General features: G+C 61.1%; 13 protein-coding genes. 6 read left to right on the top strand and 7 right to left on the bottom strand.

The window, feature by feature from the left end; genetic code table 11:
* Positions 1-53: 53 nt before the first annotated feature.
* The 3 genes from gatB to NW822_RS00695 all read right to left on the bottom strand — a co-directional run bounded on the left by gatB (position 54) and on the right by NW822_RS00695 (position 2068).
* On the bottom strand, positions 54-1526 hold the full coding sequence (gene gatB, locus NW822_RS00705; protein WP_414403186.1) for an Asp-tRNA(Asn)/Glu-tRNA(Gln) amidotransferase subunit GatB: 1473 nt from the start codon (positions 1524-1526) through the stop codon (positions 54-56).
* Between the two features lie 66 nt (positions 1527-1592).
* A complete protein-coding gene (locus NW822_RS00700) occupies positions 1593-1877 on the bottom strand; it encodes an acylphosphatase (protein WP_414403185.1) in 285 nt (94 codons plus the stop codon).
* Positions 1874-2068, bottom strand: a complete 195-nt coding sequence (locus NW822_RS00695; protein WP_414403184.1) for a hypothetical protein — start codon at positions 2066-2068, stop codon at positions 1874-1876. Before NW822_RS00695 ends, NW822_RS00700 begins: the two co-directional genes overlap by 4 nt.
* A gap of 148 nt (positions 2069-2216) precedes the next feature.
* Between NW822_RS00695 and NW822_RS00690 the strand changes: the two genes are divergently transcribed.
* The 4 genes from NW822_RS00690 to NW822_RS00675 all read left to right on the top strand — a co-directional run bounded on the left by NW822_RS00690 (position 2217) and on the right by NW822_RS00675 (position 8110).
* Positions 2217-3659, top strand: a complete 1443-nt coding sequence (locus tag NW822_RS00690; RefSeq protein ID WP_414403183.1) for a gamma-aminobutyraldehyde dehydrogenase — start codon at positions 2217-2219, stop codon at positions 3657-3659.
* A gap of 175 nt (positions 3660-3834) precedes the next feature.
* Entirely contained in the window at positions 3835-5856 is a 2022-nt protein-coding gene (gene bchD, locus NW822_RS00685) for a magnesium chelatase ATPase subunit D (protein WP_414403182.1), read from the top strand.
* A gap of 69 nt (positions 5857-5925) precedes the next feature.
* Complete coding sequence (locus NW822_RS00680; RefSeq protein WP_414403181.1) at positions 5926-6696, top strand: DUF2993 domain-containing protein; 771 nt, start codon at positions 5926-5928, stop codon at positions 6694-6696.
* Positions 6697-7057: 361 nt separating this feature from the next.
* On the top strand, positions 7058-8110 hold the full coding sequence (locus NW822_RS00675) for a sensor histidine kinase (RefSeq protein ID WP_414403180.1): 1053 nt from the start codon (positions 7058-7060) through the stop codon (positions 8108-8110).
* Positions 8111-8325: 215 nt separating this feature from the next.
* Here NW822_RS00675 and NW822_RS00670 read toward each other — a convergent pair whose 3' ends face one another.
* The 4 genes from NW822_RS00670 to NW822_RS00655 all read right to left on the bottom strand — a co-directional run bounded on the left by NW822_RS00670 (position 8326) and on the right by NW822_RS00655 (position 10177).
* Positions 8326-8919, bottom strand: coding sequence for a response regulator (locus tag NW822_RS00670; RefSeq protein WP_414403179.1), 594 nt, complete (start codon positions 8917-8919; stop codon positions 8326-8328).
* Positions 8920-9090: 171 nt separating this feature from the next.
* On the bottom strand, positions 9091-9432 hold the full coding sequence (locus NW822_RS00665) for a DUF3007 family protein (protein WP_414403178.1): 342 nt from the start codon (positions 9430-9432) through the stop codon (positions 9091-9093).
* A 27-nt stretch (positions 9433-9459) separates the two neighbouring features.
* Positions 9460-9681, bottom strand: a complete 222-nt coding sequence (gene ndhL / locus NW822_RS00660) for an NAD(P)H-quinone oxidoreductase subunit L (RefSeq protein ID WP_414365233.1) — start codon at positions 9679-9681, stop codon at positions 9460-9462.
* Between the two features lie 91 nt (positions 9682-9772).
* The gene (locus NW822_RS00655; protein ID WP_414403177.1) at positions 9773-10177 is read right to left on the bottom strand and encodes an NIL domain-containing protein; all 405 of its coding nucleotides are present in this window, start codon (positions 10175-10177) and stop codon (positions 9773-9775) included.
* Between the two features lie 179 nt (positions 10178-10356).
* Between NW822_RS00655 and NW822_RS00650 the strand changes: the two genes are divergently transcribed.
* Together NW822_RS00650 and NW822_RS00645 are read left to right on the top strand one after the other, a co-directional pair.
* Entirely contained in the window at positions 10357-10521 is a 165-nt protein-coding gene (locus NW822_RS00650) for a hypothetical protein (RefSeq protein WP_414359472.1), read from the top strand.
* A 3-nt stretch (positions 10522-10524) separates the two neighbouring features.
* Positions 10525-12918 (top strand): endonuclease MutS2, encoded by a 2394-nt coding sequence (locus NW822_RS00645; protein WP_414403176.1) that lies wholly within the window; start codon positions 10525-10527, stop codon positions 12916-12918.
* The last annotated feature ends 5 nt before the right edge of the window (positions 12919-12923 follow it).

The raw sequence follows: 12923 nt of genomic DNA, 5'->3' as shown, positions 1-12923 counted from the left end.
GTGTCTGCTCGTGGAGGGACTGCAAGGTCCCGTTGAAGCGGAAGAGGAGGAGCTCACCCGTCTAGATGCCGCTTGAGCAGCTCGTTGGCTAGCTTAGGATCCGCCCGCCCTTGGGTTTTTTTCATCAATTGCCCGACAAAGTAGCCAAAGAGCTTGGTTTTACCCCCGCGATACTGCTGCAGTTGCTCGGGGTTTTCTGCCAGCACCTCGGCAATCATCTGCTCCAAGAGGTGGCTATCGGAGATTTGGGTCAGGCCCTTGGCCTCCACCAAGGCGCGGGCAGAGCCACCTTTTTCCAACAGCTCCGGCAGGATTTCCTTGGCAATTTTGCTGGAAATGACGCCCTGCTCGATGAGGCTAATTAGCTCGGCCAGGGTTTCTGGTTTTAGGGCAATGTCGGGGTAGTCCAGCTTGTGGGTGTTGAGGTAGCTGGCAATGTCGCTCATCATCCAGTTGGCGGCTGCCTTCGGGTCAGCGCCAGCGGCAACCACGGCCTCAAAGTACTCGGCGGTGTTGCGTTCGTCGGTGAGGTAGCGAGAGTCGTACACCGAAAGTCCGTACACCTCTTGGTAGCGCCGCCGCTTCACAGCCGGTAGTTCCGGCAGCTCCGCCTGCCAGCGGGCTTTTTGCGCCTCGGTAACGCGAATGGGCGGCAGATCCGGCTCGGGAAAATAGCGGTAGTCGCTGGATCCCTCTTTCTTGCGCATGCTGATGGTGCGCTGGCTGTTTTCTTCCCAAAGGCGAGTTTCCTGCACGATAGGCTCGCCCGCTTCCAAAGCCTTGACTTGGCGTTTGAACTCGTACTCAATGGCCCGCTGGATGGCGTTGAAGGAGTTCATGTTTTTGATTTCCACCTTCGTGCCGAAGGTTTGACTCCCCAGCGGACGCACCGAGATGTTGACATCGCAGCGCAGGGATCCCTCCTGCAGGTTGCCATCACACAGGCCGGCGTAGCGCAGGATGCGGCGCAGCTCCTGCACGTATTCTGCGGCTTCCTCGCCGCTGCGGATGTCTGGCTCGCTGACAATTTCGATGAGGGGGACTCCTGCCCGGTTGAAATCCACCAGGGAATAGCTGGATCCCGCAAGGCGATCGCTGCCAGCATGCACCAACTTGCCCGCATCTTCTTCGATGTGCAAACGAGTGATGCCAATGCGCTTGGTGCGGCCGTCGCTAAGCTGGATCTCGACCCAGCCTTGGGTGGCAAGGGGTAGGTCGTACTGGGAGATTTGGTAATTTTTGGGCAAGTCGGGGTAGAAGTACTGCTTGCGGTCAAACTTGCTGTAAGGGGCAATGGTGCAGTTCAGGGCCAAAGCTGCTTTGACTGCATACTCTAGAACCTTTTCGTTCAGCACCGGCAGCGTACCGGGCAGGCCCATGCAGATGGGGTCAATTTGCGTATTGGGGGGAGCGCCGAAGGCCGTTGCGCTGCTGGAGAAGATCTTGGAGCGGGTGCTGAGCTGGCAGTGCACCTCCAGCCCAATGACAGCTTCGTATTCCACTTTGGCAGGAGCAGCAACCGTCATGGCCAAAAGAGTAAAGGGTAGGTTTCCCCATTCTAGCGGGATGTCACCAGCTCCTGACCCGCTGCCTCAAACGGTGGGGCGGATCTCAAAGGTAGAGAGGCCCTCGGGTGGCTCGGAACGGTGTTCGACGCCCTCCACCCGCGAGCCGGGGCTGCCCTGCTGACACCAGCGCAGCATTGCCTCCACCGCCGCCGGGGATCCCTCAAAAACCGCCTCGACACGGCCATCCCGCAAGTTGCGCACCCAACCGTGGACACCGGTGCTGCGGGCCATGGCTTCCGTGTAAGCCCGAAACCCTACCCCCTGAACTCGCCCGCGCACCCAAACGTGAACGCGAACTGTGTCATTCATGTTGACAGGGATCCCTCCTCCGAGGTGCTACGAGGTTCCGAAGCTGCTGGCGGCTCAGCTGGCTGGGCCGTAGCTTTCTCGGCCTGCTGCTCTAGGTGCTGCCAGAGAAAGTTGATGAGGGCAACCAGTCCCAGGATCCCCAACGAGATCCCGCAGGCGTACCCAATGGCTTGCCACAGCACAGGAGACATGCGCCAACCTCGCTTGTGCAGAAAGCTCCCTTCTGACCTTATCAGACAGAAATGGAAAAAGAGGGGATCCCTAGACAACGCCCTCCAAGCTGGACAAGATTCGGCACAATGGGGAGAAGTGTTTCTAGCGAGCAGTTGAGAAGAGGCCATGGCCTACAAACTCTGGATCGACGGCCAATGGGTGGATAGCCAAGGGGGAGACCTGATGGTTATCGAGAACCCGGCCACGGGGGAGAAACTAGCGGAGGTGGTGGACGCCAGCCCCACCGATGTGGATCGGGCAGTACAGGCTGCCCAAACCGCCTTTTCCGATGGCCGCTGGTCGAAGCTCACCCCCGGCGAGCGATCCCTGGCCCTCTGGAAACTGGCGGATTTGATCGAGGCGCAGGCTGCTGAACTGGCGCGCCTGGAGTCGGAAAACACCGGCAAGCCCTATGAGTTGGTGAGCTTGGGAGGGGATCTGCCTTTTGCGGTAGATAACCTGCGTTTCTTTGCCGCTGCCGCCCGCGACATCCATGGCTTCAGCGCCGGAGAATACGCCAAGGGTTACACCTCACTATTTCGCAAGGAGCCGGTGGGGGTGTGCGCGCAAATTACCCCCTGGAACTACCCCCTGCTGATGGCCGTCTGGAAGATTGGCCCTGCCCTGGCCGCCGGCTGCACGGTAGTGCTCAAGCCCGCTCCCACCACTCCTCTAACCACCTTGAGGCTGGCGGAGCTCACTGCCGAGGCCGGGATCCCGCCGGGGGTGGTCAACATCGTTACCGGAGGCAATGCCACTGGCCAAGCCCTGGTGGAACACCCGCAAGTGCGCATGGTCAGCCTCACTGGCTCTACCGCCACCGGCAAGCAGGTGATGCGCACCGCCGCCAACACCCTGAAGCGGGTGCATTTGGAACTGGGGGGCAAGGCGCCCTTCCTGGTCTTTGCAGATGCCGACGTGGAAAGCGTAGCCGCCAAGGCTGCCTTTGCCGCCACCTTCAACAGCGGCCAGGACTGCACGGCAGCTACCCGCGTCTATGTGCACGAGAGCAGACTGGCGCAGATGCAAGAGGCCATTGTCGAGGCAATGCGCAAGGTGGTGGTGGGGCCTCCCTTTGAGGCGGGGGTAGAGATGGGGCCTTTGGTCTCGGCAGCCCAGCGGGAGCGGGTGATGGGATTTGTGGAGCGGGCCAAAGCCGAGGGAGCCAAGGTGCTAACCGGCGGGCGGATCCCTTCCCGGTTTGACCGGGGCTACTACTACGAACCCACAGTGATTACCGATGTCGATCAAAAAGCGGAGATCGTGCAGAGTGAGGTTTTTGGGCCAGTTCTCACCCTCAGCTCGTTTCGCGAAGAAGCAGAAGCGCTACGCCTGGGCAATGACGTCCTATACGGGCTGGCGGCTTCTGTGTGGACTCAAGATATTGGACGAGCAATGAAGCTGGCGGCTGAGCTGGAGGTGGGCACCGTCTGGATTAACGATCACCTCCCCATCGCCTCGGAAGCCCCCCACGGCGGCTTCAAGCAATCGGGATTTGGCAAAGATCTCTCGACAGAAGCGGTACGAGAGTATCAGATTACCAAGCATGTGATGATTGCAAGCCGCTGAAGTTTGACAAAACAGCAGCACTTCAGCAGGGACATCCAGAAACCCTTCCCCATCTCATTCGCGTCAGCGGCGCGGAGCGTTTAGTACGGGGCTACCGAGCTATTCTTCTGTGTACAGCTCTCAATCTGCCCTGGATCTGGGAAGATCTCAAAAGATCGGCAAGATTTAACCGTCGATGACCCACCTCCCTAAGCCACCCCTGGGATCTGCAACCCTAGCCCCCCCCCGCACCTTCCCCCTTACCGCTGTCGTCGGACAGCAAACCGCCAAGCTAGCCCTATTGCTGGCGGCGGTGGATCCCAGCTTGGGAGGGGTGGTGCTGGTGGGGCCGCGCGGCACGGCCAAGTCGGTTTTGGCCCGAGGGATCCACGCCCTGCTACCTCCCATCGAGGTCATCGCCGGCTCCTATTGCAACGACGACCCGGCGCGGCCCGAGACCTGGTCGGACTGGGCCAAGGCCCGCTACCCGCAGGGAACAACGCCCCCTACCCAAGTGATAGCTCCTCCCTTTGTCCAGATTCCCTTGGGGGTGACGGAGGATCGGCTGCTGGGATCCGTGGATGTGGAGGCCTCGGTGAAGCAGGGGGAAACGGTCTTCCAGCCAGGGCTCTTGGCTGCCGCCCACCGGGGTGTGCTCTATGTGGACGACATCCACCTCTTAGACGACGCCATCGTCAACCTGCTGCTGACGGTGGTGGGAGAGGGTGTAAACCGCCTGGAGCGGGAAGGGCTGAGCCTGCAGCACCCCTGCCGGCCACTCCTAGTGGCCACCTACAACCCCGAAGAGGGATCCCTGCGCCCCCACCTGCTGGATCGCCTAGCGCTGGTGGTGCCGGTGGGGCAGGAGCTGAGCCTGGAGGAGCGAGGGGAAATTGTCCAGCGGGCAACTCGATTTGTCGACGCCCCTGAGCCCTTTCTGGCGGAACACCAGGCGGAAGTGGAGGAAATCCGCACCCGCATTCTCCTGGCGCGGGAGTGGCTGCCCCAGGTCAAGCCACGGCGGGAACAGATCCACTACCTGGTGCAGGAGGCCATCCGCGGCAATGTCCAAGGCCATCGAGGGGAGCAGTTTGCCCTGCGGGCGGCCCGTGCCCTGGCGGCGCTGGAGGGACGGGATCACCTCTTGGCCGAAGACCTGCAACAGGCGGTGCAACTGGTGCTGCTGCCCCGCGCCCGCTACAACCCCGACCAGCCGCCGCCTCCCCCACCCCCATCCCAACAGTCGGATCCTCAGCCGCCAGAGCCCGCCAAGGAGGGGGAAGACAGAGAAGAGACAGAACCCCAGCCGGAAAATCTTAGCCTGCCCCAGGAGTTTTTCTTCGATCCCGAACAAGTGGCCCTTGACCCGCGCCTCTTGACCTTTGCCCAAGCTCTAAGCCAACAGGGAAAAACGGGATCCCGCAGCTTGGTGTTTAGCACCGACCGGGGCCGCTACGTCAAGCCCATCCTGCCCCAGGGAGCCAACCCCCGCATCGCCGTTGACGCTACCCTGCGGGCTGCTGCCCCCTACCAGAAAAGTCGCCGCCTGCGGCAGCCAGGACGGGCCGTCATCGTCGAGCCTGGCGATATCCGCGCCAAGAAGCTGGCCCGCAAAGCTGGAGCCTTGGTGATCTTCGTGGTGGATGCCTCTGGCTCCATGGCTCTTAACCGCATGCAGGCGGCCAAAGGCGCAGCTCTGCGCCTGCTGACCGAGGCCTACCAAAACCGCGACAAAGTTGCCCTGATTGCCTTTCGCGGTGAGGCTGCCGAAGTGTTGCTGCCCCCCACCCGCTCCATCGAGCTGGCCCGCCGCCGTCTGGAATCCCTGCCCTGTGGCGGGGGATCCCCCCTGGCCCATGCCCTCACCCAAGCGGTGCGCCTGGGGGTGAACGCTCGCGCCAGTGGCGACGTGGGTCAAGTCATGCTGGTGGCCCTTACCGATGGCCGGGCCAATATTCCCCTCAGCCGCTCTCTGGGACGGAGGGAGGGGGACTCTGTCGACATCAAGCAAGAATTGCGAGAGATTGCCCTGCGCATTCGCGCTTTGGGGCTAAAGCTGCTTTTCATCGACTCGCAAAGCCGCTTTGTCACCACTAGCTTTGGCGCTGAGCTGGCGGAACTGGCAGGCGGACGCTACTTGCACCTCCCCCGGGCCACGGACCAGAGGATTGCGGCCCTAGCCCGTTCGGCTCTTCGAGAGGAACGTAGCTCTCCCTAGAGGAGCTGCGGCTGTAACTTTTCTTAATGGATTGGTTATGATCCCTGTAGGCGCTCTTCACCTTGCCCTATGGCCACAGGACTTCTGCCAGAACTCTCCCTGCCCCATTCCATGCTTACTGACTGGGTCAGCCGGGGAGTGAGTGCTGCCATTCGTGCCCTCTTCAAGCAAGCTGGGCGGTTGGAGGCGCGGGTGCGGGCAGAACCGATTACTAAATTGCTGCAGGGGCGGATCGACAGCTTTGAGCTGGTGGGCCAGAACCTGCAGATGTACAACGGCCTGCAACTCTCGCTTCTAGAGCTGTTTTGCAATGCCGTGGCCATTGATTTTAGCCAAATCTGGCAAGGGCAGATTAAGCTGCGCCAGCCGGTACAGGCCAGGATGCGGGTAGTGCTGAGCGAAGTGGATCTGGCGCAATCCTTCAACACCCCTCTTGTACTGAACAAGCTAGCTCAGGTGGAGGGAAAGAACCAGCCCCTGTCATTTTGCCAGGTGGAAGTGCGCCTCACCCCAGAGCAGCGGTTGCAATTGCGGGCCAAGGCGCAGCAGGGAGAAGGCAGGGTTTTTCAGGTGGGCTTCTCCGCCCGCCTCGAGGTAATAGAGCGCCGCTGCCTCTGCTTGGCCGATCCTTTGTTTGAGGGCGAGACAGAAGAGGGACGCGCCCTTAGCCGCGCTTTGGTCGACCACCTGAATACACTCCTCGATTTGGATCGACTGGCCTTGGGAGGGAGCAAGCTGCAGGTAGATCGGGTGTGCCTCCAGCCTCACCAGATGATCCTCTATGGCAGCGCCATTCTGGCGCGCTTTCCCACTCGCCGATCCCACTCGGAAAATGCTTGACAACCCTTCAGGGGGGGAGTACGCTCAAAAGCGGTGAGGAGTGAAGAGAAGAAGCCTCTGGGGTCGAAACAGGGAAAGACGCCCAGAGGTTTTTTCACAACCTATTGACGGCTGGTCGGAGTTCAACGCCGGGCCTCTACCTTCAGCAGGGCCGGACAATTTTTCTCAGCACCTCAACCCTCCTTGGGCCCCGATTGGCCAAAAAGCCTGCTTACCCAACCAGCTCTTGGGGCAACTTTTTGCTGGGAAGAGGCGGGAGAGTTTTCCCTTGCTGTGAAAATGCCTCAGTCTTTCGCCAGCCCTCTTGACCCGTCTGCCGCTCTCTGGCCTAATTCAAGTCAGGCCTCTCTCCCGTTCTCCATTGAGATACCGCCTCCTTGAGTTCTGGCGTCGCCGCTTTCCCCACAGCCTGCGCACTCAGGTGGCGCTGGTGATTGCCAGCCTTTCCTTTGTCCCTAACCTGGTCTTTATCCTGTCAGTGCCTTGGATCCTGCCCGGCACAGAGCTCAGCCCCGAGGGATCCGTCCTGCTGCTGCTGTGGATCCCTTTGCTGGCGGTGCTCTCAGCGCTGGCGGGCTATGCTTTGTCTTCCCTGCTCTTGCAGCCCCTGACCTTGCTAGCCCGCGAGCTGGCCCACCTAGAAAGCTTGATTAACCAGCCAGGCCGCTGGACTTTGCTGCTCCGCCCAGGGGATCCCCAAGAGGTTCTGATCCTACGGCAGGCTCTTGCCCATCTGCTGCGCCAGATCCAAAGCGATCAAAGACGGCGGGAGGCTTTCACAGCTACGCTGGTGCATGACTTGAAAACTCCCCTCATTGCCTTCGGGCATCTGCTGAGTGCCCTCAAGCAGGAGCTGCCCTTGAGTCGCCAGGAGCAGCTTGCCCTGCTGGATCGCATGCTGGAGGAGAACCAACGCAACCTGGCGCTGGTGCAAAAGATGGTGGAGGCCTACCGCCTAGAGCGGGGGGAGATTGCCCTGCATCCCCGGCCCTGTGACCTGGGATCCCTAGCCCGACGGGTGGCCGAACGCATGGGATCCCTGGCTCGAGAGCGAAGGATTGACCTGCGGGTGGAGGGAGAAGGGTGGGGCAACGCCGATGAGGCCGAGCTGGAGCGGGCGCTGGTGAATCTCGTAGACAATGCCTTGCGCTATGCCCGCCATGCGGTGGTGCTGACTGCTGGCCCTCGCCAAATCCAGGTACGGGATGATGGACCCGGCCTGCCGGCTCCCCTGGAAGATTTGGCCCAGCCCTACATCGCCCAGCCCCTTTCCATCGCCGGCCAGCACTACCCGAGCGGATTGGGAGGTCTGGGGCTGTACATCGCCAAGCGTATCCTGCAAGCCCACGGAGGAGACTTGCGTCTGGTGGAGACGGGATCCCAGGGCACTACCCTGGCCCTGGTGCTGCCTTGATGCCCAACTCTGCCCTGAAGGGCGAGGAGTCTTGTTCCTGGTTCACCCTCCAGCCGGCGCAGCCGTGCTCGTTGCCTCGGGCATCTGCCCAGTCGGGGCGGTACTGTCTCACTCGCTTCCCAACAGCGCGCCTAAGGCAGACTGCAGGGACGCCGACTCGCGCGCCTGTCTTCTCTGGCAAGACGCCAGATAAGGGCCTGCCAAGCACTTGCCACTCACTCGACGGGACGGCCCCGATACATCAACCGGTACTTTGCCGGTGGGGGCGCAGCCGTTTGCCCTTGGCGTTCTTCTGGTGCAACGGGCGGGGAAGGAAGGGAGCTGTCTTTTTCAGGCCGCAAACCCGCCTGCTCGAGAACCGCGTGAAGAGCTGCCGTGTCAATGGGAAAAGGCCACCTGGCTGCCTTGTAAACTTGCTCGAGGGAGTGAAGAATGTCGTCGGCTTCGGCCAAACCAGGGATCACCTCGGCTGCCCCCTGGGAGATGGCCCAGCGCCGCTCTGCCGGCTCAATGCGGCGACGGGGGTGATGAGTGAGAATCACAGGGATATCCGGAAGCCGGCTCCGACACTCTCGACAAAAGGCATAGGGGTTAAACAGCCCCGTCGTCATATCCACCACCATCAGATCCGGAGGATGAGTTGCCGCCACCTCCACCAGATCTGCCTGAGGAGAAACCAGCACCACGGCATGGCGCTGAGACTCCAGCACCGACTTCCAGAGCTGGGCCTGCCAAGGCTGACCCTGAGCCACCAAAACGGTCTTGGTCACGGTGAGCAGAGCTAGGTGAGCAAAAGGGGAAACCTGCACGAGTTAACGGCTCGCCTCAGTTCACAACTTTGCCTAGGGCGCAAGCTAGCATTCCCAATCAAGAAAAACAGTAACTAGCCATACAGGTAGGGTTGGGCCGACCCCGCCGCTCGGGTAGCTGAAACTCCACCAATTTGCGGCAGATTTTTGGGTACAGTTTGTCCGGCAGCTTCAGCGCTTGCCTTGCTCGGGCAAACCAACCTCAGCTTTCTCTTCGGTTTCGGATCCCAGCTCGGCCTGCAAGGCCTGCCACTCCTCTGGGGAGAGGGAGTGAAGTTTCTCTTGGATTTGCTGCCTCTCAAAAGCGGCCCACTGGGCCTTCAGGGTCATTTCCCTGCTCAACACCCGCTTCAGGTAGCCCACAGTCCAGCCCAGGCACCCCAGCAGAAACACCATGCTTGACACCTGCTGCGCCGCGCCCGTATCCAAGCCGGCCCAAAGCAACAGCCCGTAGAAAAGTCCTCCCCCCAAGAGCAGGGCTAGGCCAATGCCGAGAACATCCCGTCTGCGCATAGCTGGTAGGTTGCAGAAGGGCGGGCTCTAGAGCGAACGCGGCTTGGGCCGAAACGTCATGAAGGGAGCCACCAGCACCATACCGGGGAAGAAAAACAAAACTAGGAAAAACATCAACACCTTTTCCCAGGCACCGCTGTAGTTCCAGCGCTTGTCCACGTACACCAAAAACAAGAACGGCAGCACCAGCAGGTAGAGAACTGCTAGGGCAGCATAGGTCAAGCCAATGAGCGTTGGGGTCGAAAGCATCTCCAGTGCCAATCCAGCCCGCATCGGGGTTACATTACAGCATTGTAATAGCGAATAAACTTGTCGGCTTAGCCGGCTCTTCGCCTTATGGCTATAAACTCGTGCTGATGGCCCCGACAGGGCAGGTAGAGATGCATTGTTCGCACATAACACAGCGATTACGCAGAAACTCCAGTTTCCAGTCAGGAGCGGCAATCTTCAGCGCCTCGGTGGGGCAAACGCCTGTACACAAGCCGCAGTCCACACACAAAGCCGGGTCAATCTGAATTTCCTTGGCCTGTTCGGCTACCTCGATCCCCAACGACTGCACCCACTCTAGCCCTGCTTCTACTTGGTCAATATCTCCGGAGAGCTCCACCACGAGGGTGCCCACTTCGTTGGGACTCACCCTAGCACGCACGATGTTGGCGGCCACGTCGAAGTCCTTGGCCAGGCGGTAAGTAACAGGCACATTCACCAAGTGCCGCGGGAAAATCAATGTTACTCGTTTGCGCACAGCGTCTCAGGTTGCTGGTTGAGCATTGACCAGGCCACACCTTCCAGTATGGCAAGGCTGTCCTCCCTGGCTGCTCAAGCCTCTGCCTGCAGGGGCAGAAGAACTGGCAAGGCGGGAGTTTCTCCCCTTGGCTCCGGCGCCTGCCACAATGGAAGCAGAGCGTTCTTGATCCCCACCCCATGAACTCGGCCCGGCCCCGCCTTAACTCCGAGCACTACCGACAGATGTTGGTGCGCGATGGCGAGCGGCGCTTCCGTGAGTGGCATACCGCCTTTCTCAACTACCAGCGGCGGTTTTTACGCGAGATGGAGCAACTGCGTCTTCGGTATTCCTCAAATCGCTGAGTAATGCCCCCGGCTATCCCTTCTCTTCTGGTTTCTTCTGAGCCTGATTCCTCCCTCCGCCAGGAAACCCTGGAATTATTGGAGTGGCGCCGCCTCTGTCAACATCTGGCCACTTTTGCTGCTACGCCCCTAGGCCGCCGCGCCTGTCTAGAGCTGGATCCCTGGCGCAGCCGCGAGGAGAGTGAGGTCTGGCTTGATCAAACGGAGGAGGCCATGCGGCTGGATGGCAGCCAGCCAGGGGGGGTTTCGCTAGAGGGGATCCACAACCTGCTGCCGGCCTTGGAACGGGTCGAGCGAGGGGGCATCCTGAGCGGGGAAGAGCTGGTCCAGATTGCCACAACGCTGGGAGCTGCTCGCCGCCTGCGTCGCCTCATCGATGCTGACGAGCGCCTGCCCCGCCTGCGGGAGTGGGTGAGCACACTGCGCACTTACCCTGAGCTGGAGCAGGAGATCTTCCGCTGTCTGGATGAGCACGGCGAGGTGAGAGATAGCGCCAGCCCAGCCCTTGCCGATTTGCGCCGTCAGCACCGCCTTTTTCACAGCCAGATCCAAGAACGCCTGCGGGAGGTGATGAGCCAATGCCCCCAGGCGCTGCAGGATACCCTGATTGGCCAGCGGCAGGGGCGTTTTGTGCTGATGGTGAAGGCTACCCACCGGGATCTCATCCGCGGCCTTGTCCACGACAGCTCTGCCAGTGGGGCCACCCTCTACGTGGAGCCCTACGCTGTGGTGGAACTGGGCAACCGCCTGCGAGAAACCGAGGTCCAGATCCAGGCGGAGGAAGAACGAATCTTAGCGGCGCTCTCGGCCCAGGTGGGATCCGTAGCCGCCGACTTGGAGCATCTGCAAGCGGTGCTGGTTGGGCTGGAGCTAGCTCTGGCCCGCGCCCGCTATAGCCTGTGGTTGAAGGGCAACCGTCCCCAGTTCGTTGCCGCTGGATTGCGCCTGCGCCAGGTTAGACACCCTTTGCTTTGGTGGCAGGTCCGTCAGGAAGGCAAAGGCCCAGAGGTGGTGCCCATTGACTTCACCCTCTCCGAGTCTATCCGCGCTGTGGTCATTACTGGCCCCAACACCGGCGGCAAAACCGTGGCCTTGAAAACCCTGGGCCTGTTGGTGCTGATGGCCAAGGCAGGGATCTTCCTGCCAGCTCAGGATCCACCCCAACTGCCCTGGTTTGAGGGGGTCTATGCCGATATTGGCGACGAGCAATCCTTGGAGCAAAACCTCTCTACTTTTTCAGGCCACATCCAGCGGATTAGCCGCATTGTGCAAACCCTGCAATCGCGTCCAGAGCCGGCCCTTGTTTTGCTGGACGAGGTGGGGGCGGGCACAGATCCCACGGAGGGCGCTGCCCTGGCAGCTGGGCTATTGGAGTATCTCTCAGAGAAAGCCCTGCTTACCCTGGCCACCACCCACTACGGCGAGCTAAAAGCTCTCAAGTACCAGCACCCCGGCTTTGAAAATGCCTCGGTGGAGTTTGACGAGATTACGCTGGCCCCTACCTACCGCCTTTTGTGGGGGATCCCGGGCCGCTCCAACGCCTTTGCCATTGCCCGGCGGCTGCAATTGGATCCGGAGATCCTGCAGCGGGCCCAGCGGTATCTGCAGGGAGAAAGCCAACTGGAGAAAGTAATTGCTGGGTTGGAAGCGCAGCGGGCTCACTTGGAAGAGCGGCTAGCTCAGGTGGGATCCCTGCACCAAGAGCTAGAGACCCTCTACCGCCAAATGCAAGAGCGCAGCCAGCGGCTGGCCGAGCGAGAAGCGCAACTGGAATACCAGCAGCGCCAGGGGCTGGAAACTCTGCTGGCTGCTGCCCGCCAAGAGGTAGCCGCCGCCATTCGCAAGCTGCAACAGGGGGACGATCCCCGCCAGGTAACCGCCCATCTCCAGCAAATCCGCGAACGCTACTTGCCGGCACCTCTACCTGTGGACACCGAGTTTGTGCCGCAGGTGGGGGATCGGGTGCGGCTGCGGGGCCTGGGACAGACAGGAGAGGTCATTGCCGTCGAAGGGGAGGTGTATGTGGTGCGCAGCGGCATCCTCAAGTTCACGGTGCCGCGGGGCCAGTTGGATCCCATCGATGAACATCAGGCCAAACAGCGCCAGCGCCCCAAAGCTCCTCCCTCCCCTCCGCCCACCACTGCTCCCCTGAACCTGCGCACCAGCCGCAACACCCTTGACCTAAGGGGGAAAACTGTAGCCGATGCCGAGGCGATTCTGGAACAGCACTTTGCCCAAGCCCCTCCTGGCCCGGTTTGGATCATCCACGGCCACGGCACGGGACGCCTCAGGGCTGGTATCCAGGCCTACCTCCAGCATCACCCGCGCGTTCAGAGCTTTGCTGCGGCAGCTCCCCAGGATGGGGGTACGGGCGTAACGGTGGCCCAGCTGCGATAGGATCC

It is taken from the genome of Synechococcus sp. H70.2 (assembly GCF_047462275.1).
GTDB lineage: Bacteria > Cyanobacteriota > Cyanobacteriia > Thermostichales > Thermostichaceae > Thermostichus.
This window is presented reverse-complemented; position numbering and strand designations above follow the sequence as displayed.

Bases quoted from the DNA above. Each gene is read 5' to 3' on its own strand.
- NW822_RS00665 (WP_414403178.1), bottom strand. From the start codon at position 9,432: ATGCGCAGACGGGATGTTCTCGGCATTGGCCTAGCCCTGCTCTTGGGG.
- NW822_RS00700 (WP_414403185.1), bottom strand. From the start codon at position 1,877: ATGAATGACACAGTTCGCGTTCACGTTTGGGTGCGCGGGCGAGTTCAG.
- NW822_RS00680 (WP_414403181.1), top strand. From the start codon at position 5,926: ATGGCCACAGGACTTCTGCCAGAACTCTCCCTGCCCCATTCCATGCTT.
- NW822_RS00690 (WP_414403183.1), top strand. From the start codon at position 2,217: ATGGCCTACAAACTCTGGATCGACGGCCAATGGGTGGATAGCCAAGGG.
- NW822_RS00645 (WP_414403176.1), top strand. From the start codon at position 10,525: ATGCCCCCGGCTATCCCTTCTCTTCTGGTTTCTTCTGAGCCTGATTCC.
- gatB (WP_414403186.1), bottom strand. From the start codon at position 1,526: ATGACGGTTGCTGCTCCTGCCAAAGTGGAATACGAAGCTGTCATTGGG.
- ndhL (WP_414365233.1), bottom strand. From the start codon at position 9,681: ATGCTTTCGACCCCAACGCTCATTGGCTTGACCTATGCTGCCCTAGCA.
- bchD (WP_414403182.1), top strand. From the start codon at position 3,835: ATGACCCACCTCCCTAAGCCACCCCTGGGATCTGCAACCCTAGCCCCC.
- NW822_RS00695 (WP_414403184.1), bottom strand. From the start codon at position 2,068: ATGTCTCCTGTGCTGTGGCAAGCCATTGGGTACGCCTGCGGGATCTCG.
- NW822_RS00650 (WP_414359472.1), top strand. From the start codon at position 10,357: ATGAACTCGGCCCGGCCCCGCCTTAACTCCGAGCACTACCGACAGATG.